This window comes from Enterococcus sp. E5-162, assembly GCF_035725965.1.
GTDB lineage: Bacteria > Bacillota > Bacilli > Lactobacillales > Enterococcaceae > Enterococcus_B > Enterococcus_B lactis.
In genome coordinates, this window is sequence record NZ_JAPRFV010000004.1 from 1 (window position 1) to 26,237 (window position 26,237).

Sequence of the window (26,237 nt, forward strand, 5' to 3'; positions counted from 1 at the left end):
TAGCATATTGCTTGCTTGTTAAAAATGTTTGTTGTCTTGAATTGAATCAAGACGCCCTACACATTTGGTTTGTCTTACTTTGTTCAGTTTTCAAAGGTCTACTTCATCGGAAATGTTTTTCCGATTTGTTTTGGCTGCCGTAGCAACTTTTATATCATATCAGAGTGACAAGTGATTGTCAACTCTTTTTTAAAAGTTTTTTCGATTTCGTTTTTCGAAATCTTTCAGCAACTCATTTATCATAACTTGTCGTTTGTTATTTGTCAAGAACTTTTTTGAAGTTTTTTTCGATAGAATCAAGCTTCGCAAGCTGTTCTTTTTTAACGACTCAGTTATCTTATCATGTCATCATAAACATGTCAATAACTATTTTTTAAGTTTTTTCAGAAACGTGATATAACGTCCACTTCGGAATCAACGCTGTTAAATTTATCATGTATTTCTTCCTTGGTCAACTATAAATTAAGCATTACTTTGTGAAATGATTTTTCGATCAATTATTATTATTCGTTATACAACCGTTTTCTACATATTTTGAAAACAAAATGCACTAAAAAATTATCTATAGCAGAACATTTCATTGTCTTTTTTGGATCAAACAATAAAAAAAAGAAGTTTGAAAAAAATTCAAACTTCTTTGCTCGCTTAATCTGTATTTTAGAAGAAAGGCACTCCCTCTACTTCGTAAGTTCCAAGAACAGAGCGCATTTGACCTGGTTCTTCCCAAATATATCCTTCGCCTAATTCTTCTCTTTGATTCTTTTGTTCAGTCTCAAAGACAAACAACGGAACATTTTCCTGATTAATATGTGTATTTGTCAATTCCATCAAACTAATCTTGCTAACATCGATATGAACTATTTCTTTTAAGAAATTAAGTATATTCGCTAAACCAGTCTTCCCTTCAGAAAGTTCCGCTAACGCAAATTCCAACTTGTCATCAATTGAATGGACCAAAAATTTTTTAGAACCATCCTCCAAATGCAACATAATTGTACCAGCAACTCTTTTGCTTGCCAAAATTTCCACCTCGATCACCTTGTTCTATGGCTTACATAAAAATTCTAGCACATTTTCAGAAAAAATACACACTTTTTATTTCTTATTTTCTTTCCGTTCTAATTCAGATAACGCTTCTTCTATCCAAATAGGTAACTGCTCCGCAATAGTGGCAAAACCGATTTTACGATTTTTATTCGTGAAATATCTTTTTCTACGATAAGGAACAGCTGGATTTGTTTTTTCTAATGTTCTTAAAGATAAACTGATTTTTTTGGAATATTCATCAATGTCGATGATCTGAACGGTTACTGGCTGCCCGACTTTTAACAATGAATGGATATTTTTCGTATAACCGGATTGTACTTCCGAAACATGAATAAGTCCTTGCGTCTCATTATCAAGAGAGACGAATGCCCCATAAGGCTGTATCCCTGTTACTTTTCCTTCAATTATTTGTCCAATTTTATAAGTCATCTACTTCCCTCTCTTCGCATTTATCATTATACTGTAAATAGCGCAAAAAAAGAAGCGACGAAAATGACTGGAGGTATTGAGATGATCGAATTTGATAAAAAGATTTCAAGAAAAGATACAGAAAGTGTAAAATGGGACGCGATTGCCGAGACATATCAAATGGATGATTTACTTCCTTTGTGGGTAGCAGATATGGATTTCTTATCTCCCGAGGGGGTAGCTAATGCGTTTAGTGAATACATCAAACACGGAATCTTTGGTTATGCCACTCTATCTGATAAACTCTATCAGGCTATCATTCATTGGGAACGTCAACGCCATGCTGTTGAGTTGACGAAAGAAAATATTGTTTTTACGAGTGGTGTGTTGACTAGTTTAGCTGCAGCAGTACAAACTTTTACAAAACCAGGCGATTCTATTTTGATTCATGACCCAGTTTATCCTCCATTTTCCTCTATTATAGAAACAAATCAACGTCACATTGTTCGAAGCTCTTTGCTAGAAAAAAATAATCATTTTGTCATGGACTTTTCTAACATGGAGAAAAAAATAGAAGAAAACAATGTAAAAGCAATGATCTTGTGCAACCCTCATAATCCAGGAGGTCGCGTTTGGAGCAAAGAAGAATTGAAACAGTTAAGCGAATTGTGTTTAAAACATCGAGTGTTTCTGTTTAGTGACGAAATCCATCAAGATTTGACTTTATTCGATCATACATTTACTTCCATGCTGACGATTAATCCCGATTTGGACGATTTGCTCATTGCCTTTACTTCTGCAACAAAGACTTTCAATTTAGCTGCAATCAAAAATTCAATGGTATTTATCAAAAATCCAGAGCTGAAAGCTAAATTTGAAAAACATCTAGTGATGAATCAACAGCACGAAATCAACACTTTTGGTTTGATTGGGACTCAAGCGGCTTATGAGACCGGTGGAGAATGGTTAAACCAATTGATTCCTTATCTAGAAAAAAATGTTCAAACAGTTAATCAGTTTTTTGAACAGCATCTTCCGAAAGTGAGAATAATGAGCCCTGAAGGAACTTATTTAATGTGGTTGGATTTTACCGCTTATATTTCAGACGACCAGAAATTAGAGAATACTCTAGTGAGAAAAGGAAAAGTCGTATTAAATCCTGGTATCACATTTGGTCCTTCCGGTCATGGACATATGCGCTTGAATATTGCTTGTCCAGAAGAAACTTTACTAGAAGGACTTCATCGAATCAAGCACGCTTTAGAAACAACCGAATAAATCAGTTATCAAAGTAAAAGGACGAGACCTTACTAGGTTTCGTCCTTTTCTATAAATACTCCGTATCATACCAAACTATTCTGAAATTTCGATTGTTTCAATCACTATGTCATGTACAGGGCGGTCTTGCGGACCACGTTGCACATTTGCAATTTCATCTACTGTATCCATTCCTTCCAGTACATGTCCAAAGACTGTATGTCGGAAATCTAACCAAGGGGTTCCGCCACCTTTATACGCTTCAATGATTTCTGATGGGAATCCAGCACCTTCCAATTGTCCAAGCATATTAGCTGGCACATTTGTGTTATTTACAATAAAGAATTGGCTTCCGTTTGTGTTTGGACCTGAATTTGCCATAGATAAAGCTCCGCGAAGGTTGAACAGTTCACGACTGAATTCATCTTCAAAACTTTCTCCATAAATACTTTCTCCACCCATTCCTGTTCCAGTTGGATCGCCGCCTTGAATCATGAAATCAGGAATAACACGGTGAAAAATCACGCCATCATAATAACCTTTTTTGGAAAGTTCAATGAAATTTTGAACCGTCTTCGGTGCTAGTTCAGGGAATAATTGGACAGTAATGTCACCACGGTTTGTTTTGATAACAGCTTTTGGTCCTTTTTCACTTTTTAAATCTAGTTGTGGGAATCCCATATTGTTTCCTCCTATTATTTGCATACTTCATAAATAATAATAACATAATACCTAACCTTCCGTAAAAATACTAGATTTGTTTTTCTTTATTTTTTCATCACTGCCTGCATTCCATGAATAAATTCTATGACTGACCATTTCAACTTCAAATATTTTTGAGAAGCATTCTCAATTAAATTCTGCTATAGTGTGAAAAGGGAGGAATTTTTTATGGAAATCTATGACATTACAATTATCGGTGCAGGTCCTGTAGGGATGTTTGCCGCTTTTTATGCAGGAATGCGCCAAGCTAAAACAAAAATCATTGACAGTCTACCTCAACTTGGTGGTCAATTAGCAACATTATATCCTGAAAAATATATTTACGATATCCCAGGTTATCCAGCAATCAAAGCAAGTGAATTAATCGATCAATTAGAAAAACAATTAACTACTTTTAATCATACATTTCATTTAAAAGAAGAAGTTCTCTCGCTTACTCGTGAAGACGAAGTTATCGAGATCACTACAAATAAAGGCATACATTATTCTAAAGCAGTCATTTTAACTTTAGGGAATGGTTCATTCCAGCCGAGAAAATTGAATTTAGATAATGCTGAAGCATTCGAAAACCACGGATTGGATTATTTCGTAAATGATTTGATGAAATACGCCGGAAAAAAAGTTGCTATTGCTGGAGGCGGCGATTCTGCTATCGATTGGGCATTGATGTTGGAGCCTATTGCAAGCGAAGTTTACCTGATCCATCGTCGTCCGGAATTCCGTGCGCATGAACATAGCGTATCGCGTTTGAAGTCTTCAACTGTCAACTTGCTTACTCCATATCTAATCGATGGATTGTCTGGCAACGCTGGAGAACTGTCAGACATCCGCTTAAAAAAAGTGAAGAGCGATGAAACAATTGATTTGATGATTGATGCTCTGATCGTCAATTATGGATTCACTTCTAATTTAGAACATCTCTCTTCTTGGGGACTTGATAGTACTAGAAATGCCATCACTGTAAAATCAGATATGTCTACTTCTATTCCAGGTGTTTATGCAGCTGGTGATATCTGTACCTATGAAGGAAAAGTGAAACTGATTGCTACTGGGCTCGGTGAAGCACCTACCGCAGTGAACAATGCTTTACACTACATTAATCCAAAAGAACGGACTCAGCCTGGTCACAGCACAAGCTTATATGATAAAAATCTTCGGCCTAGTTGATTTTTTAGATTCCTCTGCATTTCAAGCGAGATCCGAAAGCAGTTTCTTGCATTTTTTTCATGTTCCGTTAACATGAAATAGAGAAAGAAAAAATAAAGGGGGAGCAATAATATGGTCGTCAAAACTGAGACTTTAGAAGAAAAGGCAAGAGAACTATTGAAAGAACGTGGCGTAACTGTAGAAGATATCGCACAACTTGTCATGTTTTTACAAAAAGACTATATTTCTGATTTGACTTTGGCAGATTGTACTGAAAGTGTCAACAGCGTATTAACAAAACGTGAAGTACATAACGCCATTATCACCGGAATCCAATTAGATATATTAGCAGAAAAGAAAAGATTGATGGATCCGTTGCAACACATTATCGAAGATGACGAAGGTCTTTACGGTATCGATGAGATCTTAGCTTTATCAATCGTGAATGTTTACGGTACGATTGGCTTTACGAACTATGGCTATATCGATAAAGTGAAACCGGGTATTTTAAAAGAACTAAACAGCCACGATGGCGTTCATGTCCATACCTTCTTAGATGATATCGTTGGAGCAATCGCTGCTGCTGCTGCCAGTCGATTAGCACACAAAGAACCAGAAAAAAGAAGTCGACTTACTCAATAAATCAAAAAAAGAAAGAAAACGTCTATTTAGACGAGTTCTTTCTTTTTTGTTTGTTTCAAACTATTTTTCCCTAAGAAAAGAAAAATAGCAAAAAATACTTCTAATACTACAAAGAACAAGATAAAGCTATGCATGAAAAATTCTTCTGGAAGTACATTGATGATTGGATCAGTTACAGGATCGAATAACCAGTCATCGTTGTTGAAAAACGTTTCATGAAAAAGGATAAAAAAGCGATCAAATCCAATCATCATGAAAAAACCAAAAATGACTGGCAGCAACATGCCAATCTGAAACGGACGAATCAATCGCCAAAGACGATCATTCTTTTGCAAATATCTGATAAACAAAATACTTGGGATCAGAGTGATGAAAAATACAGCATAATCCACTAAAAACAAAATTTTCACTTCATAAAAATGATGAGCTCCGCTAGCAGAAACTGGAAAGTCCGGCAAACTGAGGACTGTTTGGAAGGGATTATTAAGATAATTCATCAGGTGATCAAAATTTTTCAGTAATGTCTCTTGGTCTAAAGAAGTATAATCCAAAATATGCAAATGTCCGATATCAAATACATACAGCGGTCGAAAATTGATCGTCACTCCAACTGCCAAACTGATCAGTGTCAGAAACAGGCTGAATAATCCGGCATATTCCAACCACCGCCATCTCGAATTTTTCATATTAGAAGCTCCATTCATCCAATGATCGTTTCACAAAGGTAGCTGGGATAGGCAGCCCAGGTACATCTTCTTCTTTTGTGAAACCTGATAAAACGAGCAAAGTATCGATATTATTACGTATCCCTGCTTGGATATCTGTTTCATAGTTATCTCCAACCATGATTACTTCTTCTTTTTGCAGACCTAATACTTCAACGGCTTTATCCATAATGATTGCTTCTGGTTTTCCGATATAAATTGGTGGAGTTTGGGTTGCTGTCTCGACGAAAGAGATGACTGACCCAGCTCCAGGAAGAAGACCACGTTCTGTAGGGATATTCTTATCCGGATTCGTTCCAATGAAAGTAGCCCCTTTTTGAATAGCAAGAGTTGCTTTGACGACCTTTTCATAGGTCAAATAATTATCTAGCCCTACTACTACATAGTCAGGAACCTCTTCTTCCCATGTAAATCCGGCAGCTAAAATCAAGTCAATTAATCCGGCTTCTCCGATAACATACACTTTTTTTCCTTTTCCATCTGCTTTCATGAAATCAATTGTAGCCAAAGTAGCTGTATAAACTGTTTCTGGTGCTACATGAATGTCAAACTCATCTGCTAGACGATTAGCCACTGTTTCTGGCGACTTAGTCGTGTTATTCGTAACAAATAAGAAAGGCAATTTCCTTTTTTGTAATTCTTCCACAAACCGTTTCCCTGCCGGTATAGGTTCCGTCCCGCGATAAATCGTCCCGTCTAAATCAATTAAATATCCTTTATAGTCCATTCATCCACTACTCTTCCCTTTTTCTTATCGTAAATGCTGTTTTTGTTTTTTCCACTTGATTAGATTGTTCTTGTTTTTTTACTTTTTCAGAGGTTTTTGCTGACTCTGTTTTTCGATTTTTAATAACCGGTTTTTTACGATTAGATGTGACTGGTCCTTTTTTCTCATCGATATACGCACGATTATGGTTTTTTTTCTTTTTTCGGCGCTGAGTTGTCTTTTCTTTTTTACCGCCGATTCTTTCGATGACAAAATACGCACAACCAAAATTGCAATATTCGTAAAGATAGTCTTCCAATGAATCAATTCGCTGATCCGGATGCGCCCGTCGATTATCCGCTCGGAAGAATCCTTTTAAACGTAGTTGTTCATAACCCCAATCTCCTACGATATAATCATATCGGGCTAGTACATCACTGTATCGTTCTCCCAGTTTTTCTGCATTAAATCCTTCACGATAATCGGACACAAGCCGATAATGTCTTTCGCCTACCAAAAAATTACTGTCATCTAACAGCGTCACTACTTCACCTTTGACTTTTTCTGCTTTCGGCTCCTCGACGATTTCTTCCAAAGCAGCTGTCAGTTCTTCTGTGACTGTTGTTTCCTGTTCAGCTGATGATTTTTTCTTAGCAATTTCTGTTTTATGCTCAACGTTCTGCTGTTCATTTTGTTTTGCAGACATGCGTTCACCACCTATCTTTTTTATTATACCTTGTTTTTATTTGATTGGGTAGTGAGCTTTCAAGTAATCTCCTACCACGCTTCGGATAAATTCAGGAAACAAAAATTCATTTTTTCCAACAATTTCGATCGTTGGAAAAAATGGGACAAACATTAGATGATCGACGGTAGTAAAAGTATAATTTTTAGTCGGATCTACTGGCTTATTCTTCCAAAAAACTTGATGGTTAACGGAGTCATACATGATTCCATTATAGACCATCTGTCCAAAAATCTTGCCGCGAAATCCCATTCCCTTCATCGGATAGTTACGTAAAAACTGACGATTTTTTTCTATTTCTAAAACTAAACGAATCAGATCATTTCCACCCAATGTGACATTCAGCAAGTGCATTGGATGCGGCAATGCCGTGTGAAGCTGATCCTGGTTGACCCGACCTTTTGGAATTTCAGTTAAAAACAGACCACTGTTTAATATTGCGGCGTCCGTCTTTCCTCGTTCTTTTACCGCCTCAAGGGCTACTTGGATAAACGAATGCTCACTGAAGATATCTAGGCTTAAAGAAAACGGCAAATCCGCTACTTCTTTTTCTTTTAGCAGCTCATGCCCCTGTTCTAAGTAACCGTTTACCTCTTGTTCATCTTCTGTAAAAGCTGTCATTGTTTCTGTAGGGATGGCTTTGGCCGAATGCTTAAGGATTTTTTTTTCTTCATCGATGGTTAAATGGACTTCTCCTACATATTGACCGTATTTGCCAGCTGCTGCTATTTGGACATCGTTGACTACATGACCTTCTCTGAATAAATGATGGGTGTGCGAACCTAAAATAACATCAATTGCTGGTATTTCTTTTGCAATTTGTAAATCATCTTGAATCCCGAGATGACTCATCAAAACTAAAACATCCACTTGTGGACGTAAATCTTCGACTAATTCCGGCAAAATATCATATGGATTGCGTATGTCCCAGCCATTTGGATTATACGTAAGCGGGAACGGGGCAGTAAATGCAATCAAGCCAATTTTTGTCTGGTGTTTCGTTGTAATGATTTTATACGGTTTCGTCCATATCGGTGGCTGCAACGTATTTTTATCAAACAAGTTATCAAGGATGATATCAAACTCAGCATGATCATATAAGTGGTTTAGATCTTCTTTGGAATTTCCTACGCCTTCATTGTTTCCTATCGTCGCTGCATCATAACCAACTTCATTCATCAGCAAGATATTCGCCTGTCCATTCGTTGCCTCTGATAATGGATGCCAACGATCCACAAAATCACCTAGATCGACTGCAATCGTTGTCGTATTTTCTTTCTTTTCGTTTTCTCGTTTACGCTGATCTAAGAATCTTCTGATCCTTGGCCAATTTTCTAAATGTGAATGCAGATCATTCGTATGTAAAATCACTATTTTTTCCATGTGTCCTCTCGCCTCTCTTTATCTTCATCATACCACAGGCAGCTTTTTCTTCCATTGAAACAAGCTCCATTTCAGAGCTTTTCCTGTCTCGAAGCAAATTACATAAGTATAATATTCGATAAAATAGTCTGGCTAAAAGAACGAAAAACTATTCAGTTTTACAGCCTAATTATTTCTAGAAATAAAAAAAACAGACCCGAAAGTCTGTCGTCGTTTCATTATAATCAGACACATGGCGGAACCTGCTTAGTGCTGCTTCCTTCCAGACCTGACACGCTTCACAAGCCCACCATTGTCCTAGCCTTTCGGCAAAGAATAGTATACCTTATTTTTCATTCGTTGACCAGTCTTTTTTTAATTTCTTTTTTCGCTGACGTAGCTTTCGGAAAAAGTCAGTCAAAACCCTTCCGCATTCGTCTTCTAAAATGCCGCCTTCTACATACGCTTGATGGTTGAATCGTTCGTCTTCCAAAAGATTCATCAAAGTGCCGGCTGTTCCGCCTTTCGGGTCATATGCACCGAAATAAACTTCTGCTACACGAGACAAAATCATCGCGCCACTGCACATAGGGCAAGGTTCCAAGGTAACAAAAAGCGACGCATTTTCTAAGCGCCAACTTCCAACTTTTTCACAGGCTTCCTTGATTGCAAGCATTTCTGCATGTGTAGTAGCATCTTGTGTCGTTTCTCTAAGGTTATATCCTTTTCCAATCACTTCTCCCTCTAATACAACCACTGCTCCAATCGGAACTTCATGGAGCACTTCTGCTTTTTTTGCTTCTGCCAATGCAAGGCGCATCCATTTTTCTTTATCTACTGCATCAAGATTTGTATTAACCAATTAACCTTCCCTGCCTTTGTTTTTTCTTGTTTTACTTTAGCATATGACAAAAAGGCTGTAACTAACTTTTTTTTCTATGGTAAAATAAATACAAGAGGTGAACAAGATGAAAATGAATAAATTACTTGCTCTTTACCCACAAGCACAGAAAAAAAACTGTCCAGCGTCAGAAGCTGATATCCTTTCTTTTGCAGTTGATGATGCTTTTATTTGGATTAAAAGTGATTCACTATCCCAACAAGAAACTAGTCTTTTGAAAGCGTTATTCCCTATAGTCAGCGATCAAAAAAAACATCCGTGGTATCACTATCTTTTTAAAGATGCTTCTTGCATCCAAGAAAAAAGCTTTCGTTTGATCCAGCTTCACGTCGAATCGAAAGGAGAATTCTTAAAAAAAGAATGGCAAGATACTATTTTGGAATTATTTCGCTATTCTGCTGATTTCTTCTTTTATACAGACACTGATGCTCTCTTGATCGAACAAAAAAATTGTGATTATCTTGATGCTGCTGAGATCAATGGTATTTTTCTATCTTTAGATGCTGATTTTGATACGACAACATCTGTATTCGTTGGTTCTTTTCATTCACCAGGTAGCGACCTTGTCCCTTTGTTTGCTGAAGAAAGAAGAATTTTTTTAACAGAGCAAAACAATCTCTATACTCACAACCGTACTTTTTCTATGCAAGATGTTGCTTTACATTACTATACAAAAGATGTCATGAAAGATAGTGCGTTGATCAAAAGTTACATAGAACTGATCAAACAAAATGAAATGGAAGAGATCATTCAAGAATTATGGAATGAATTAGGTAATGTCAGCTCTGCTGCAAAAACGCTGTTTCTTCATCGGAATACGCTAAAATATCGAATCGAAAAATTTCAAGAACAATCAGGTTTCAATCTAAAAAAAGCCAATGATTTACTGTTTTGCTACCTTTTATTGATTCATGAGCATGATTAAAGATAAGTTAAAGGGGTTATGACAATAAATTTTGTCACAACCCCTTATTTCAAATGAATAGTGTTCAAAAGCTAGTTTCTCTTACATCATTTTTTCAACAAAATGCATAAGCCGATCTTTTACGTCTTCGGTTGAGTCTTTGATGGAATCACCGTAAACAGAGATTTTCTTTTTTCCTGATTTTATTTTTGCTAACATCCCCATCAAAGAATCCAAGTCACTATCTGACAGATCATCTACGATTTCCATCAATTTTTCATTTCCATCGAATTTGTCGTGGACGAATTTTTTTACTTTTGTCCGAGTAGTCATATGATGGATCTTTTCCATTACTTTTCCCGATACGACGACTGCTGTCGCTACACTGGCAGCGGCTGCTACGCTTAATCCAATTGTTACTTTTGTTGATGTTTTCATAAGTATCAGCTCCTTTTTATCTACTTCAATCATAGCATAGACAAAAAAATAAACGAACTAATCCACTCATCGAAATCAGCGAAATCTTAATCCTTTAGGAAAAAAGTTCTTTACTGTTCCTTTTACTTGTTTACCAAAACCGACAGGTATCTTATCCAATACTAATAAAACCCATCCTTGATCCCCATCACGTTGAAATGTTTCTCCTGCTGTGTAAGATTGCCATTCCTTTTGAGTGATCGACAAACAAGGGATGTTTTCTGTCTTTTTCATAGCAAGTGCTAAGGCATAGCTAGGTTCAAATCGATTCTTTTTGAAATCTCCTAAATGCAAACCTGTACGCATGACTTTCAAACCATCAAGAGAAGGGAGCAACTCAGGAACTTCCCAAAGATGATCGTTGAACACTAAAAGTCTCCCAGTGATTTCATAATGGAAATCCATTGAAAATTCCGTCCAAAGTTTTTCCTGTTCTTTTGTCAATTCTTCTTTCCGTTTCTTACGTACTTTCTTTTCTTTACGTGTTGGGTTTTGTCCATGAAAAGTCAACTTTGCGACAAAATGCCCTTCTCCTTGATTTTCATGAGGCCATATACGTACTGTTTTGTCCAAACCATCTACGCTTCCCCATTCAGGACGTCCTGAACTAACGGTTTGAGACAAAGGGATTTCTTCAATTGTTACTGGATAATTTTCTACAAGCCAGCTAATAATCTCTTCATTTTCTTCTGGTGCAAACGTACAGGTAGAGTAGATCAGCTGCCCTTCATGTTTTAGCATCTTTATTGCTGAAGACAAAATCTCTTGCTGACGTTTTTGACAGTGTAGCGGAGATTCTTCTGTCCACTCTTTTACTGCATTCGGATCTTTTCTGAACATCCCTTCCCCTGAACAAGGCGCATCAACCACGATCCGATCAAAAAAACCGGAAAAATGAGGAACAAGCTCTGCAGGTGCATGATTTGTCACTATTGCGTTCGAAACTCCCCATCGTTCTATATTTTCTGATAGGATCTTCGCGCGTTTCGGAAATATCTCATTTGACACTAACAACCCTTTGCCTCTCATTTGAGCAGCTAATTGGGTCGATTTACCGCCGGGAGCCGCACACAAATCCAACACTTTTTCTCCTGGTTTTGCTGCAGCAGCTGTTCCAACGATCATTGCACTTGGTTCTTGGCTATATTCGTACCCAGCTTGATGGAGGAAAGACTTTCCATTCACAGTGCCAAGAAATCCCTCATTGCTGTAGGGAGCGGGTTGCAATTCTTCGCTATGGTAAGTTTGAACCATAGCCAATCCTGCCGGTTTTAGTGGGTTCCACCGAAATCCTTTTTTTGCGCTTCCTTGCTCAAGTGCGCAAAAAAATTCAGTTGATTCTTCTCCTAAAAGAAGACGATATTTTTTGATAAATTGCTGTGGTAACGTTGTAGCTTCCTCCTTCATTCAAATGTTTCGTTAGACATTTTACAATCTTTTTTACGAAAAATAAAGGTGGCTGATCTACTTTTTCATGTTGCTTCCTAAGATAACTGTTCCTTTAAGATACTTTCCAAGTATTCATCCGTCACCTCATTTTTATCCCAAACAGCGTTCATCGTTTCAAAAAAATCTTGAGAAAAATTATCTGAGCTCAAACTTCCCAATGCATTAAGCCAAAGCAATTCAAGCAACTTTTCCTCTTTGATTTTCGTGTGGCCTTTGATGTATGAGAAAAATGGCCGTTTAAATAGCGAATTCATGTCTAATTCAGATTTTGCAATGATTCCACGGATACTTTCATGGATAGAAAAAAAATCTTTCAGCAAGTAGACTGTGCTTAGAACATCATTGGAATTGCATTCAGCTAAGTATCGTTCAAAGCAAACAGTGATTTCTTCTAATATTTTCTCCTTTAACCCGCTGATCGATTTGAAATGTGTATAAATCGGATATGTAGAGCACCCGCAGAAATCCGCCAAATCTCTTGCAGTAATTGATTTCATTCCATATTCTTCCACATATACCATACTTTTGAACAGCAAATATTCTTTACTATAATTTGTTACTCTCCCCATCATTCTTACCACCGTCCCTCTTCATCTACCCTCTAATAAATAACGTACAAAATTAAAAAAAAGTGAAATAATCACTGATAATCTTCATAATCACTTTAGATATATCCATTAAAAATCAAGTATATTTACTTATGATACAAGAAAACCTTGACAAAACGCCCTATGAAATAAACAATAGAATAAACAAGGTGATAACAAGATTTAAATAACAATATATACAAACAAAAGGCGATACTCTGTAAGAATAACACACACTGAAATGACTTTCCACTCACAGTTTTTGTCTAACTATATACAAAAACAGAATAAAAGGAGGCTATTATGTTAATTGAAGCAAGAAAAAAAGAGTTGCTTGTTCTGCACAGGGTCATTCAAAAAAAAAATTGTTCTTTACAGGAATTAGCCAATGAATTGCATATTCCAAAACGAACAATCAAAGAGTTGATTCGGAAAGTAAATTTTTCGCTCAAGCAATTTTTATTGATGGAGGAATTTATTTATTCTAACCATAAAGGAGAGATCTACACCAAAGAAACCGATCAGTCTAAAAAGCTAGCTGTATTTTATAAGTTAAGATTACGCTACCTACAAGAATCCAATCGTTTTAATTATTTAATGTTGCTGATTAATTATCCACAATCTGCTGTACCAAAAAAGTATTTACTTGAACAACTTTATATATCGCCCTCCTATCTCGAAAAGCTGACAAAACAACTCAATCATTCATTAAATAAATTCCATTTAAGGATCGTATCTGTACAAAACTGCTGTGTTCTTGAAGGAAACGAATTATCTATCCGCCTTTATCTTTATTTTTTTCTTTCAGATACATTCGAAGGAGACGATTGGCCGTTTTCCTCTCTTGAATTAAATACACTAAAAAAGAAAAGTAAGGATGAGCACAGAGAAAAAAATCCAAAACAAGAAAAAAACATCTATTTATTACTTGCTTTATTCATATGTCGTAACAGACAACAGGCACGTTTTTCGAAAATTTCTCCTGAAATTACTGAATTAATGGATTTGTTGCAGCGTACACATGATTATTCAGAATGCTTTACTTCTTTTTCAGCGATTTATCCCTGTGAAGAGGTAGAAACGGAAAGAGCCTACTTCAATTATTTTTTCTATTGTTTTTTTCCAAATCAAATTTCATTCCAACAAAAACAGGTGATTGGTTTCTTATTTTCCACAAGCAAAAACCTTATTTGCCAACAAGTCGATCAATTGATGACTTACTTAACTCAACAGTTTCCTATCAATCATTTGGAAGACAAAAAACCGATCTATTTTTATTTTCTCGTACTAGCAGTTATTCTTTTGGAACTGTTAGGTGAATCTAGCAGTAGCTTTTCTACACTCTGTTTTCCAGAAACTACCTCCAATCAAACGGCTTCTTTTATACAGGAAAAAAAATTAAGAGAAAAAATCGACACAATTTTTTCAAACTCTAGAAAAAAAGTTCAATTAAGTCAATACCTTATTCAATTGATCCAACACTTATTACAAACAGAAATGAAAGAACAATTACTCATCCACTTGCAGATAACCAAACCATTCACAGGGAATTACCATCTGCAAGATCATTTACAGAAACTATTTCGCAATGAAGCAATCAAGATTATCGAATGTCCTAAACATGCTGATTTGATTATTACAGATCAACATGAGAAAATATCAGCTGAAACGGAAACTTTCTATCTAGATACAAACCACGATACAGTATTATTCGGTGAGTTGATAAAAGCGATTCAAGAACTGTATATGAAAAAAAGATATGAGAATAAAACAAAGAGCGTGGGACAAAAGTAAAGAACACTTTTGTCTCACGCTCTAAACACGTATAAACGGCGGAAGCAGAAGCAACTCCTTCGGAAATAAGCTGAAATTCACAAAAATTTGAAAAGCAATTTTCGTGAATTCCTTCTTATTTCTTGGAGTTAAACGCTTCTGTCCCAGCCTCTTTATGTTAATCTCTTCGGTTGCCGCCGAACAATAAAATCAAGCGCAACAGCTGAAGGAATGTCGAAAGCGCTGCTGCAACGTAAGTCAATGCCGCTGCAAACAATACGTGTCTTGCCATCGGTACTTCTTCTTCCGTCAGCAGTCCGCCCTCACTCAAAATTTGGATTGCTCGACGAGATGCGTTGAATTCAACTGGTAATGTCACCAATTGAAAGAGTAACGCTAAAGAAAAAGCAAAAATCCCGATATTGATCAACGTAGAGTTCCAACTAAGCAATACACCTACCATAATCAATGGGAACGAAATCATCGAACCAAAGTTAGCTGCGGGAACAAGTGCCGCACGGATCTTCAATGGGACATACCCCGAAGCATCTTGAACCGCATGTCCGCATTCATGAGCTGCTACACCTATCGCAGCAACTGAAGTAGATTGTGCAGTCGCTTGAGACAGGCTCAGCATCTTATTACCTGAATTGTAGTTATCTGTGAGATCTCCGGCAATTTGTTGAACGCCAACATCATTTATTTGTTGGCTTTGCAATATATATTGTGCTGCTTGTGTACCAGTCACGTTGTTTTTGCTTCTCACTTGATCATATTTGCGGAAAGTACTATTGACATAAGCTGACGCAATTCCGGAAATGACTAATCCAAGAATGACCAAAAGAAATGTCGGATCTAAAAAACCATACATTCCATAACCATACATTGTCGTTTCACTCCTTTTTGTTTCCTTTATTTTATCATTAGTAGCAAGAAAAGAATGTGAAAAGACCTTGAATATTCTTTAATTCTTTTTCACAAATTCCGATTTCAGTTTCATCGGTCCAAATCCTTCTACCTTGCAATCGATATTATGGTCGCCTTCTACTAAGCGGATGTTCTTGACTTTCGTTCCTTGTTTAATGGCACCTGATGCACCTTTTACTTTCAAATCTTTGATCACTGTCACGCTATCACCTTCTGACAGACGGTTTCCATTTGCATCTAATACCACTAATCCGTCTTCTGTGACAGTTTTTTGCTCTTCTTTGCTCCATTCGTTCCCGCATTCTGGGCAAATCAACAAACCTCGATCTTCATATGTGTACTCTGAGCCGCATTCTGGGCAATTTGGTAATGTCATCTTCTTTCTCCTTTAAAATCTTTAGTGAGCACTATTGTAACGGAAAAAGAAGATGTTGAAAAGATACATTTGTGATTTTTACCACAAAAGGAACGTTTTCGAATGAAGTTGTTACTTCGTTTCTCTACTCTTATACGATTGGCAAATGTCTTGAATCTCTTTATAGATTTCCTCTACTTCTGCTAAATCTTTTGCATTCGCACCACTTGCTAATGGGTGGCCTCCCCCATGATGGCGTTTCGCTAACTCATTGATGACTGGTCCCTTAGAACGTAAGCGTACGCGGTAATGTCCTGAAGGTTGCTGAACAAAAATACCCCAAGCTAGTACTTCGTCGATCACTCCAGGAAGAGAAACGATTGAAGCCGTCTCTGAATCATCGATGCCATATTTATCAAGAATTTCTTGCGGAAGGATTATTCTTCCTGCACCATTTTCATCCACCTGGATATTTTGATAAAGATAACCGGAAAGTTTAGCGACTTTCATCGGCATTTGCTCAATCTCTCTATTCAAAGCACTTGCATCAAATGGATAATTTCTCAATATCGATGCAATCTCTAATGTACGGGACGTCGTGGAGGGATACAAAAAGCGCCCTGTATCTCCGACGATTCCCGCATAAAGCAACCGTGCAGCTTCCACGTTCATCTTAAATAATTCAGGAAACATCAAAGCAAATTCTGCAATCATCTCACTACAACTGCTTGCTTTTGTATTTACCCACACAAGATCTCCATAAGGGTCATCATTGGGATGATGATCAATTTTGATCAGCTTTTCTGCTAACTGATATCTTTGATCACTGATTCTAGGTGAATTAGCTGTATCGGTCACGATGACTAGCGCTCCTTGATAAAAGGCATCTTCAACTTCTTGCATTTCTGCTAAAAAGCGAAGACCTTCAATCGTTTCACCTACTTGTCGTATTTCTTTTTCTGGGAAACTTTCCCGTAATAGTTCGGCTAATCCTACTTGTGATCCTAACGCATCAGGATCAGGGCGCAAATGCCTGTGGATAATGATTTTATCGTATTTTTTTATTGTATCTACTATTTCTTGCTGTACTGTCATTTCACTCCTGCTTTCTAAGAACGTTCCATTACTTGACAAACAACGATTGCTTTGGAAACGATGGTATTTTCAATAAATACTTCGATATCCAATTTAGCGGAACGTCTGCCGATTTCCAATACACGTGGACGAATGTCCAACTCGCTTTCCAATTGGATCAGCCGCAAATAATGTAGGTTCACTTGTTCAATCAAGATGTTTCGTTTTTGGTTCATCACCATTGTTTTTTGTGCGACATCAGAAATGATTTCGCTAAGCACGCCAAAAGAAATGGTTCCAACACCATTGACCATTTGTGGTGTCACTACAAATTTGAACTTAGGATTTTCCAAACGATTCCCTTCACGATCGGTATCAATCGTATGGATATTTCCAGATATCTGATCTGAAATCGTATCTGCAATCTGCGGTTGTCGCTGGACAAGCTGCATCGCTTTCATTACATCTTGCCGGGTAATCAAGCCTTCCAATGTCAAGTCATCGGAGACGACCGGCATGACCTCCAGCCCATCCCAGATCATTTGATGACTAACAGAAGCAATACTCATTGTTTTCTTTACACTAATTGGTTCTTTCGTCATCACTCGATCAATGATCTGATTTGGTGATTTCCCTAAAACGTCTTTTGCCGTAACGATCCCCATCAAACGGTGATGGCGATTAACGACTGGAAAACGTGAATGTTGCGTTTCTTCTGACAAACGTTGATAATCAGAAATCGTATCCATCTGATGCAAATAATGTGTCTTTTCCGCCGGCATGTAGATATCGCTAACAAGCATGATATCTTTTTTGATCAATTGGTCACTTAACGCTCGGTTGATCATGGTAGCGACTGTAAATGTATCATAAGAAGTGCGCAAGATTGGCATTTCAAGTTCATCGGCTAGCTTTGCAATCTCAGTAGTCGTATTGAATCCTCCTGTGATCAATACTGCAGCGCCATCTTCCAATGCTAATTTTTGGACTTCCGCCCGATTGCCGACGATCATCAGTGATCCTGGTGTAATATAGCGTTCCATGGCATGTTTAGTCATCGCACCAATGACAAATTTATTCAAGACCTTGTCTAATCCTGCCGAGCCACCTAAAACGTCCCCCTCAATAATCCTGACGACTTCGCCAAATGTCAAACGTTCAATATGTTTTTTTAATTTACGTTCGATACGGATCGTACCTACTCGTTGAATCGTTGAAACTAGTCCGACATTTTCCGCATCTTTGATTGCACGGTACGCTGTTCCTTCACTGACATTCAATTCTTTTGCGATGCTTCTTACAGAAATTCGATTGCCCACAGGTAAACTTTCAATATATTCTAAAATTAAATCATGTTTTGTCGCCATTTTCTGCCTACACTTCCAGCGTTTCCGAGACGCTCATTATTTTTCCTTCGCTATCTTCCAGTAATGCTACAAAAGATTCAGGATCTTGTTCAATGACAGGGAACGTATTGAAATGGATTGGAACGACTTTCTTGGCACGAATTGTTTGTGCAGCCCGAGCCGCATCCTCTGGTCCCATCGTATAGTTATCACCAATCGGCAAGAAAGCAACATCAATATCGAACTCTTCTGCAAGCAATCCTAAATCACTGAAATAAGCTGTATCTCCTGCATGATAAATCGTTTTGCCTTCTGCTTGGATAATGATTCCGCTAGGCTCACCCATATACTGAACGATACCGTCTACTTCATAGCTTGAACTATGCTGTGCATGTACGAATTTTACTGTGCCGAATGGAAATGCATGTTTTCCGCCGATATTCATACCGAAAGAATCTACTCCTCTGCTATTTGCATAATCAGCAATCTCAACAATACTAATAATCGTGGCTTGATTTTCTTTTGCAATAGGAATCATATCTCCTATATGGTCACTATGTCCATGAGTAATCAGCAACCAATCTGTCTTTACTTCTTCTGCAGTTAAATCTGACAACGGGTTTCCTGTAATAAACGGGTCAATCATCACACGTTGGCCATTTTCCATTTCAATCGTTAAACAAGAATGTCCATGATACGTAATTTTCATATTCTACACCTCACGTTTTCTCTGTATCTTTTTTATTAAAACCGATTTCATTACTTGCACATCAATGAAAAAATATAGTTAATAAATATATTTTCATTGGATTGATAGTACAGTATGCACAAAGCAATTGTAACAGATAATACAGGATGCACCAAGTACCAAGCAGATATAATCTCAAGTTTGAGCTCTCTGCTTGGCTCCCCTTCTCGTCACTTAACTAATTAAATCAGCGTAAATAGGATGGACGATTTTTTCTAAATCAGTTACTTTTATTTGGAGGCTTCTCCCGATTTCACCGCTCGACACAATCACTTCTTCTTTTTCTTTTAAAGAACTGTCTGCTAAAAAACAATAATCAGGATGTGCGAGTTTTATTCCAATAGGGGTATTCGCTCCGTGAGGATATCCGGTATGTGTTAAGACAAAATCCATCCCAGGAAAACCGACTTTACGATCGTTCGTCACTTGTCTCGTTTTTTTATAATCTAAATGATCATTCAAAGGAATCAATGCGATGATCACCCCAGTTTTGTTCCCTTTTACTACGAGAGTTTTACATATCAAAGCTGGATCAATCCCTCTTTTTAGTAGTTCTTCTGTGAAAGATCCCTCTACTATATGACTAAAATCAAGTGGTTGATAGCTGATTTTTTGTTCTTCTAAATAACGTTCGACTTTTGTTTGACTCATCATTGATCCACTCCCTTTATTCTATCGTTTATTATAAAGCGAAGGATACTGTATTCAAAAATCATTTGTTTCCCTCAAAAAAAGAGCAAGACGAGCACTCTATAGGGAGAGCCATCTTACTCTTTGTTTATTTCTTATTTCGACGTTGAGTAGCTTCCATAATGACTGGCAAGATCACAGGACGTCGTTTTGTTTGTTCAAATAAGTAACGACCTAATTGATCACGAATGTCTTGCTTTAATTTGCTCCACTCAAAATCATTGCTTTCTAAGTGTTTCTCAACGATTGTTTCAATCATATTGCTACTTTCTTTCATCAGATCACGGCTAGCTTTTACGTAAACGAATCCTCGTGAAGTGATTTGAGGTTTTGAGATGATTTTCTTCTCTCTTCGGCTGATAGTGACAACCGCTACGAAAATCCCATCTTCTGATAAGATTTTCCGATCACGTAAAACAATGTTTCCGATATCGCCTATGCCTAAACCATCAATCATTACATTTTCTGCACTTGTAGTTCCTGCAACACTCATACGCTTATTCTTATATTCCAGCACATCTCCGCGTCCAGTAATATAGATATTTTTGTAAGGCATCCCTACTGCATGAGCCAAATCTGCGTGAGCAGCTAATTCCCGATATTCCCCTTGAACTGGCACAAAATATGTCGGCTTCATCAAATTGATCATCAATTGCAAATCATTAGGATTGGCATGACCAGAAACACGCATATTCTCAGAGATCAATTTCACTGTTCCACCAGCTCGATAAATGATATCTTCCGTTTTCGCCACGATTGTTTCCATCGCGATGCTTGGCGTAGTAGTGATATAAACCAAATCGCCTTCTTCGATCTTGACATTACGGTGTGTGCCGTTTGCCATTTTTTGCAGAGACTTGATGGGTTCACCCATTCGGCCAGTTTCTAAAATGATCAGTTCTTCTGGATCATAGTTTTTCATGTCTTTCAATGTAACAAGTAAATCTTCACTTGGTAATTGAAGTTTTTCTAAACGCATCGCTGTTCGAATAATTCGTTCAAAATCTTGACCAGTCAAGACAACTTTTCGTTGTGCTTTTTCTGCTGCGTCCAATACTTGTTGCACTCGTTGCAAATTACTTGCTACACAGGCGACGATGATGCGTCCTTCCCAATATTTGATTGTATCAAATACTTCATCTGCTATCTGAGCTTCAGAAGCTACTGGTTGAGGATTCTCTGCATTTGCCGATTCACTCAGTAAAGCTAAGACTCCTTCTTTGCCGATTTCTGCCAATCGTGCATAATCTGTTTGATACATCGGGATAGCCGTTTGATCAAATTTAAAATCTCCCGTATAAACGATACTACCTTCTTTTGTTTTCAGATTGATCCCCACTGAATCTGGTATCGTGTGAGTGGTACGGAAAAAGCTCACTACTGTTTCACCAAAGTCGATTTCTGTATGCTCATCTACCACATGGAAATCCTTAAATCCTTTGGCTGCTTCGTTACGACTGACATTCAATTTTGCTAACTCGATCGTCAACTCCGTTCCAAATACTGGTACAGAAATTTTCGACAACAAGTAGGGAAGCGCCCCGATCGCATCTGCGTGCCCATGTGTTAAAAAGACACCAGCTACACGATCAATGTTTTCTTCTAAATACGTAAAATCTGGGATGACGACGTCGATCCCCAACAACTCATTTTCAGGATATTTTAGCCCACAATCTAATATGAAAATATCCTCGCCCACTTCTGCGACATACATGTTTTTTCCATTTTCGCGAACGCCGCCTAATGGGATAATTTTAATGGTACTCACAAATTTCACCTCTTCTTATGACATCCAAGTTTAAAGATGTCGATTTTCTTCTTTATCTAAATTTACGAGCCATTCCAATGAAGCACATGCAAAATCACTAGTTCTCAACTTATGGAGAATCAGCAGGAAAATTACCAGCACATCCGCGTTCTGACAGTTGGTTGGGCATTTTATTTTGGATATACTTCATTAACAAAATGGATCTTTTGCGAAACGCTATAGCCAGAATACTTATATGAGTATTCGGCTGTTCCCCATTATTATACAACAAATGAACTAAATCGCTAGTATCAGCAATTGTTAGAATCACTAAACAAATGAAAATTCCTCTGTAACATCTAGGATTTCTTTTGCTGTTTCTCTTTCATCTCTTCTTCGTCGGTTTGAAACATACTTTTTTCATTTTACCACATTTTTTGCAATAACTATAGTGACTTTTTATATATGCAGAACCTCGTGTTGATGATGTGCAAACAGCATAAGATTTAAGCTAGCTTTAAGATTGGTTGTCTATTATCAAATGCATCTACTAGGAGGGATGCAAGATATGAATTTTATGAAACGTGCATGGAAAAGTACAAAAGTAAAATGGGGACGTTCATTGTTATTGTTTGCCGTGTTCACATCCATTCTTATTTTTGTGCTAGCTGGCCTCACGATTCGAAGCGCTGCAGAAGAAGCAGCGAATCAAGCACAAAAAGAAGTTGGAGCAACAGTGACTTTAAGTGCCAATCGAGAAGCTTCATTTAAAAAACAGGAACAAACTTCTTCAAGCAATTCTACCGCTGAAGAACGTCCAGATCCGGGCAGTTTTTCTCTTACCCCAGTATCCTTAACGGACGCGGAAAAAATAGCTAAATTAGATAATGTAAAAAGCTATTCCTTTGAAAGTTCCGCCTCAGCTATGGCAAAAGAGGGAATAACTGCCATCACTAGTTCTGATTCAAGTGAAGACAGTTCAGAAACTACCGATGCAGGCGGTGGTCCTGCCGGAGGAATGGGCGGAAATCCGCAAATGACTCAAGCAGATTTCCAAATCAGCGGTGTGTCAGCAACTGCACAAAATAGTACTTTTTCTGATGGAACAGCAAAAATCACGGATGGTGAAGGAATAGATGACAGCGACAAAGGCACAAACAACGTAGTCATTGATTCTACGCTAGCAGAAGCAAATGACCTGACAGTCGGAGATACTTTCACAATCACGAGTACTGAAGATGAAGATACCACTTATGAAATGACGGTCAAAGGAATTTATGAATCTAGCGAAACAAGTAGCAGTATGGGTATGAAATTCAACTTCATGGATCCGTCGAATACACTTTACACCTCTTATACTTTTGCAAATGAATTAAATGGGACATCTGACGATAACACGATAGATTCTGCTATTTACACTCTATCTGATCCAGATGAAATGGATGAGTTTCTCGAAAAAGCAGAGAAGCTGATCGACACAGATACATTTAGCTTACAAACAAATGATTCCATGTATCAGTCAATGTTGGAACCTTTAAACAATGTGGCAAGTTTTTCTAAAAATGTTGTTTTACTAGTGGCTGTAGCCGGCATTATCATACTTACTCTTATTATTATGATTACCATCCGGGAGCGTCGGCATGAGTTAGGCGTCTTGTTATCTTTAGGAGAATCCAGAAGTAAAATCATTCTCCAATTGTTTACCGAAGTTGCTATTTGTATGATCCTTGCATTAGGAGTTGCTTCGATTAGCGGGAACGTCGTCGCGAATGCCGTGGGGCAGCAGCTACTTGACCAACAGACAGAAACCACGACACAAGACCAACAAGCTCCTGGCGGTGGACAAATGCCAGGTAACGAACAAGGCGGTCAGCGTGGTGGTCAGCAAGGAAACACGAATAATCCATTTGCTGTTTCTGATCAAGTCAGCGAATTGGAAATCAATGTCAAACCTACACAATTAGGACTACTAGCCGGAGTAGCATTTGGAATCAGCCTGCTTTCTGTCTTTTTAGCTTCTATAGGGATATTAAGGTTAAACCCAAGAAAAATCCTATTAAATTAAAGGAGGAATTTGATGTTACGGACAGAACAATTGGGATTTTGGTATCAAGATCCGCAAGATGCGCTTTATAAAGATGTAGAACTGAATTTCGAAGCTGGAAAAATGTACGCTATTTTAGGAGCAAGTGGTTCTGGAAAAACGACTTTTCTTTCGCTTATTTCCGGATTAGATACACCAAAAGAAGGAAAGGTATACTATCAGGATCGTTCACTGAACAAAATCGGGTTAAGAAGTTTTCGTCAAAATGATGTCTCGATTATTTTCCAAGCTTACAACTTGCTTCCTTATTTATCAGCTCTAGACAATGTCATAACAGCAATGGAGATTACTAAAACCAAACAAGAAAATTATCGTCAAGTTGCTTTAGATCGACTAGCTCGTGTAGGAATTGATGAAGTATTAGCAAAAAAACAGGTGACCAAACTTTCAGGAGGTCAGCAACAGCGAGTCGCTATCGTTCGTGCTATCTGTTGCGAACATCAACTGATTGTAGCTGATGAACCTACTGGGAATCTGGATGAGACCGCATCACAAGATATCGTTAAACTTTTCCAAGAAATCGCCCATGAACAAAATCGCTGTATTATCATCGTGACCCATGAGGTCGAAGTAGCAAAAAGCTGCGATGAAGTCTTTGAACTAAAAAATAAAGAATTTCAAAAAATAGAAGTTTAAAAAACAGGATAACGTTCAAACAAAAAATCCGAACCATATCTATATGAAGCAGATACGGTTCGGATTTCTATTTGCTTGATTCATTTAGTAATGAACGTTGTTTATTTGTTTTCATCTTTTCGAGAGAATTTGTCTTTGATTTCATCGCCCAAATCACGAGCTTTTTCTTTGATATCAGAACCTAGTGATTGTGCTTTTCCTTCTGTTTCTTTGCTCTTGTCGTCTATTGCTTTGCCGTATGCTTCTTTTCCTTTACCGACTACTTTGTCTTTCATGTCTTTAGAACGTCCTTTTAAATCTGCCATTGTGTTTCCTCCTCTTAATTTGTTTATTGATCTACTTTCAGGGTAACATCAACAACAGATACAGACAAACAGAACGCTCGTTTTCTAAAAAAGGATGCGTCAGATAGTGAATCAAAAACTTTTTTCGAAAGTTCCCCATACTTTGACTTCTTTTTCTTGGATCATTATTTCTCCTTTAGCAATAACTGTATCGATATCAAGCGTTTCTTTGTCCAAAATACACAAGTCTGCATCTGCGCCAATTTCAATTTTTCCTTTTTTATCCAATTTCAATATACGTGCTGGGTTACTGGTTATAGCTCGCAAGGCGATTTCCAGAGGAATATTTTCCTTTTGCACAGCTTCTTTGATCCCTACTAGCAATGCCTTAGCACTTCCTACTCCTAGCCCTAGGAAATGATTGTTTTCATCAAAATAAGGCAAGCTTCCTTGTCCATCTGAGGTCATCGTGAAATTATCTAAAGAAACATCTTCCTCAATCAATCGTTTCAGTGCTTTACTGAAGCGCACTTCCCCATCTGTCTTCTCCCAAAAATCAGGATCTTCGCTAGCGGTGAAGTCAATCGTGCCGCCACGTTTAGCAAATGCCACGCAAGCTTCAAATAATTCTGGTGTACGATTCGCATGAGTAGGCAAAAACTGTGTGATCGGAATTTCTGTTTCTTCTACAATTCGTGTCAATAACTCTAGCTTTCTTTTTCCTCCGCCTAAGTGGACATTGATGATCCCAGCTTTTCCCGACAACATGCCTCCTACACGAGCGTCTGCTGCTGCACGGGCGAACTCTTCAAAACTTGGCTGAGAAGAACGGTGATCGGATACTGCGATTTCTCCGATTCCGATGATTTTATCGATTGTTAAAAAGTCTTTGATGATCGAATCTGTTACTGTTTTTACCGGCAATCGGTACGAACCCTCGTACACATAAGTAGAGATTCCTTCTGCTTCAAGTCCTTTCGCTTTGCTGATCAAAGCAGTCATATCACGACCTTCTCCGTCTGTTCCCAAGCAACCGACAACTGTCGTTACACCAGCTGTAGTCAATTGACTTAATGTAACTTCTGGTGTTCGGTTTTGATAACCGCCTTCTCCTCCTCCGCCTAAAATATGGAAATGACAGTCAATGAAACCTGGAGTCAGTACTTTCCCCTCACCTGAAAGTTCTTCTACTTCTACTCCTTCGTAGCCGCCTTCTAGCTGTTCTTCTACAGCCAAAATCTTCCCACCGGCAATCAATACGTCCATTTTTCCTAAGTAATCTGGTGCAAACACTTCAATTTGTCGGATGATCTTCATACATTTTTCCTCTTTCTTTAAGTATAACTGATGATAGGATCTTAAAAAATAATCCAAACGATAGAATCTTTACTCCTTTGATTTTACCGTAAAATGACGGTTCTTGGAGTCATTTGTCTACTGTTTGGATTACTTTTTTACTTACTTATGTCTCCAG

General features: G+C 37.8%; 27 protein-coding genes and 1 other RNA gene. 7 read left to right on the plus strand and 21 right to left on the minus strand.

All coding sequences use genetic code 11. The features are described 5' to 3' along the window. Positions 1–657 precede the first annotated feature (657 nt). Positions 658–1,020, minus strand: a complete 363-nt coding sequence (locus OZZ83_RS05005; protein ID WP_002310196.1) for a hypothetical protein — start codon at positions 1,018–1,020, stop codon at positions 658–660. A gap of 75 nt (positions 1,021–1,095) precedes the next feature. Further along, positions 1,096–1,476 carry a CvfD/Ygs/GSP13 family RNA-binding post-transcriptional regulator gene (locus OZZ83_RS05010; RefSeq protein WP_002290989.1) on the minus strand — a complete coding sequence of 127 codons (381 nt, stop codon included), beginning with the start codon at positions 1,474–1,476 and terminating at the stop codon, positions 1,096–1,098. A 63-nt stretch (positions 1,477–1,539) separates the two neighbouring features. On the opposite strand from OZZ83_RS05010, the gene OZZ83_RS05015 reads away from it, so the two are divergent. Next, a complete protein-coding gene (locus OZZ83_RS05015; protein ID WP_002310195.1) occupies positions 1,540–2,733 on the plus strand; it encodes a MalY/PatB family protein in 1,194 nt (397 codons plus the stop codon). Between the two features lie 75 nt (positions 2,734–2,808). Here the strand turns inward: OZZ83_RS05015 and OZZ83_RS05020 are convergent, their stop codons facing one another. Then, a complete protein-coding gene (locus OZZ83_RS05020; protein ID WP_002310193.1) occupies positions 2,809–3,393 on the minus strand; it encodes a peptidylprolyl isomerase in 585 nt (194 codons plus the stop codon). A 210-nt stretch (positions 3,394–3,603) separates the two neighbouring features. Here OZZ83_RS05020 and OZZ83_RS05025 point away from each other — a divergent pair, with 210 nt between their 5' ends. Together OZZ83_RS05025 and OZZ83_RS05030 are read left to right on the plus strand one after the other, a co-directional pair. Continuing rightward, positions 3,604–4,602, plus strand: a complete 999-nt coding sequence (locus OZZ83_RS05025) for an NAD(P)/FAD-dependent oxidoreductase (RefSeq protein ID WP_002310191.1) — start codon at positions 3,604–3,606, stop codon at positions 4,600–4,602. A 111-nt stretch (positions 4,603–4,713) separates the two neighbouring features. Beyond that, on the plus strand, positions 4,714–5,223 hold the full coding sequence (locus OZZ83_RS05030) for a phosphatidylglycerophosphatase A family protein (RefSeq protein WP_002290997.1): 510 nt from the start codon (positions 4,714–4,716) through the stop codon (positions 5,221–5,223). Between the two features lie 26 nt (positions 5,224–5,249). On the opposite strand, the gene OZZ83_RS05035 is transcribed toward OZZ83_RS05030, so the two are convergent. The 6 genes from OZZ83_RS05035 to tadA all read right to left on the minus strand — a co-directional run bounded on the left by OZZ83_RS05035 (position 5,250) and on the right by tadA (position 9,623). Continuing rightward, complete coding sequence (locus OZZ83_RS05035) at positions 5,250–5,909, minus strand: TIGR01906 family membrane protein (RefSeq protein ID WP_002310190.1); 660 nt, start codon at positions 5,907–5,909, stop codon at positions 5,250–5,252. Position 5,910: 1 nt separating this feature from the next. Further along, complete coding sequence (locus OZZ83_RS05040; RefSeq protein ID WP_002310189.1) at positions 5,911–6,675, minus strand: TIGR01457 family HAD-type hydrolase; 765 nt, start codon at positions 6,673–6,675, stop codon at positions 5,911–5,913. Positions 6,676–6,682: 7 nt separating this feature from the next. After that, positions 6,683–7,360, minus strand: a complete 678-nt coding sequence (locus tag OZZ83_RS05045) for a YutD family protein (protein ID WP_002310188.1) — start codon at positions 7,358–7,360, stop codon at positions 6,683–6,685. 36 nt (positions 7,361–7,396) lie between these two features. Further along, positions 7,397–8,782: a bifunctional metallophosphatase/5'-nucleotidase gene (locus tag OZZ83_RS05050; protein WP_002310187.1), complete on the minus strand. Its 1,386-nt coding sequence runs from the start codon at positions 8,780–8,782 to the stop codon at positions 7,397–7,399. A gap of 217 nt (positions 8,783–8,999) precedes the next feature. Further along, positions 9,000–9,086, minus strand: an RNA gene (ffs, locus tag OZZ83_RS05055) — signal recognition particle sRNA small type. 21 nt (positions 9,087–9,107) lie between these two features. Continuing rightward, a complete protein-coding gene (gene tadA, locus OZZ83_RS05060; RefSeq protein ID WP_002310186.1) occupies positions 9,108–9,623 on the minus strand; it encodes a tRNA adenosine(34) deaminase TadA in 516 nt (171 codons plus the stop codon). A gap of 106 nt (positions 9,624–9,729) precedes the next feature. Between tadA and OZZ83_RS05065 the strand changes: the two genes are divergently transcribed. Further along, a complete protein-coding gene (locus OZZ83_RS05065; RefSeq protein ID WP_278023415.1) occupies positions 9,730–10,587 on the plus strand; it encodes a helix-turn-helix domain-containing protein in 858 nt (285 codons plus the stop codon). A gap of 81 nt (positions 10,588–10,668) precedes the next feature. Here the strand turns inward: OZZ83_RS05065 and OZZ83_RS05070 are convergent, their stop codons facing one another. The 3 genes from OZZ83_RS05070 to OZZ83_RS05080 all read right to left on the minus strand — a co-directional run bounded on the left by OZZ83_RS05070 (position 10,669) and on the right by OZZ83_RS05080 (position 13,064). Then, positions 10,669–11,004, minus strand: a complete 336-nt coding sequence (locus tag OZZ83_RS05070) for a hypothetical protein (RefSeq protein WP_002291007.1) — start codon at positions 11,002–11,004, stop codon at positions 10,669–10,671. 75 nt (positions 11,005–11,079) lie between these two features. Further along, positions 11,080–12,450, minus strand: a complete 1,371-nt coding sequence (locus OZZ83_RS05075; protein WP_002310183.1) for an RsmF rRNA methyltransferase first C-terminal domain-containing protein — start codon at positions 12,448–12,450, stop codon at positions 11,080–11,082. A 77-nt stretch (positions 12,451–12,527) separates the two neighbouring features. After that, positions 12,528–13,064: a TetR/AcrR family transcriptional regulator gene (locus tag OZZ83_RS05080; RefSeq protein WP_002310182.1), complete on the minus strand. Its 537-nt coding sequence runs from the start codon at positions 13,062–13,064 to the stop codon at positions 12,528–12,530. Between the two features lie 318 nt (positions 13,065–13,382). Between OZZ83_RS05080 and OZZ83_RS05085 the strand changes: the two genes are divergently transcribed. Next, a complete protein-coding gene (locus tag OZZ83_RS05085) occupies positions 13,383–14,873 on the plus strand; it encodes a helix-turn-helix domain-containing protein (RefSeq protein WP_002310180.1) in 1,491 nt (496 codons plus the stop codon). A gap of 157 nt (positions 14,874–15,030) precedes the next feature. On the opposite strand, the gene OZZ83_RS05090 is transcribed toward OZZ83_RS05085, so the two are convergent. From OZZ83_RS05090 to OZZ83_RS05120, 7 genes are all read right to left on the minus strand, one after another. Next, on the minus strand, positions 15,031–15,738 hold the full coding sequence (locus OZZ83_RS05090; protein WP_002310178.1) for a zinc metallopeptidase: 708 nt from the start codon (positions 15,736–15,738) through the stop codon (positions 15,031–15,033). 78 nt (positions 15,739–15,816) lie between these two features. Further along, positions 15,817–16,155 (minus strand): zinc ribbon domain-containing protein YjdM, encoded by a 339-nt coding sequence (locus OZZ83_RS05095; protein ID WP_002310177.1) that lies wholly within the window; start codon positions 16,153–16,155, stop codon positions 15,817–15,819. Positions 16,156–16,266: 111 nt separating this feature from the next. Then, the gene (locus tag OZZ83_RS05100; RefSeq protein WP_002291016.1) at positions 16,267–17,229 is read right to left on the minus strand and encodes a DHH family phosphoesterase; all 963 of its coding nucleotides are present in this window, start codon (positions 17,227–17,229) and stop codon (positions 16,267–16,269) included. A 14-nt stretch (positions 17,230–17,243) separates the two neighbouring features. Then, positions 17,244–18,575: a DRTGG domain-containing protein gene (locus OZZ83_RS05105; protein WP_002310176.1), complete on the minus strand. Its 1,332-nt coding sequence runs from the start codon at positions 18,573–18,575 to the stop codon at positions 17,244–17,246. 7 nt (positions 18,576–18,582) lie between these two features. Further along, positions 18,583–19,263, minus strand: coding sequence for a metal-dependent hydrolase (locus tag OZZ83_RS05110; protein ID WP_002310175.1), 681 nt, complete (start codon positions 19,261–19,263; stop codon positions 18,583–18,585). A 213-nt stretch (positions 19,264–19,476) separates the two neighbouring features. After that, on the minus strand, positions 19,477–19,956 hold the full coding sequence (locus tag OZZ83_RS05115) for a YbaK/EbsC family protein (RefSeq protein ID WP_002310173.1): 480 nt from the start codon (positions 19,954–19,956) through the stop codon (positions 19,477–19,479). 124 nt (positions 19,957–20,080) lie between these two features. Then, entirely contained in the window at positions 20,081–21,760 is a 1,680-nt protein-coding gene (locus OZZ83_RS05120) for a ribonuclease J (protein ID WP_002287130.1), read from the minus strand. Positions 21,761–22,307: 547 nt separating this feature from the next. Here OZZ83_RS05120 and OZZ83_RS05125 point away from each other — a divergent pair. Both OZZ83_RS05125 and OZZ83_RS05130 read left to right on the plus strand, forming a co-directional pair. Further along, a complete protein-coding gene (locus OZZ83_RS05125; protein WP_278023416.1) occupies positions 22,308–23,804 on the plus strand; it encodes an ABC transporter permease in 1,497 nt (498 codons plus the stop codon). A 12-nt stretch (positions 23,805–23,816) separates the two neighbouring features. Then, on the plus strand, positions 23,817–24,479 hold the full coding sequence (locus tag OZZ83_RS05130) for an ABC transporter ATP-binding protein (RefSeq protein WP_002291026.1): 663 nt from the start codon (positions 23,817–23,819) through the stop codon (positions 24,477–24,479). Positions 24,480–24,580: 101 nt separating this feature from the next. On the opposite strand, the gene OZZ83_RS05135 is transcribed toward OZZ83_RS05130, so the two are convergent. Both OZZ83_RS05135 and iadA read right to left on the minus strand, forming a co-directional pair. Further along, positions 24,581–24,784 carry a CsbD family protein gene (locus OZZ83_RS05135; protein WP_278023417.1) on the minus strand — a complete coding sequence of 68 codons (204 nt, stop codon included), beginning with the start codon at positions 24,782–24,784 and terminating at the stop codon, positions 24,581–24,583. 111 nt (positions 24,785–24,895) lie between these two features. Further along, entirely contained in the window at positions 24,896–26,080 is a 1,185-nt protein-coding gene (iadA, locus tag OZZ83_RS05140; RefSeq protein ID WP_002310168.1) for a beta-aspartyl-peptidase, read from the minus strand. Between the last annotated feature and the right edge of the window lie 157 nt (positions 26,081–26,237).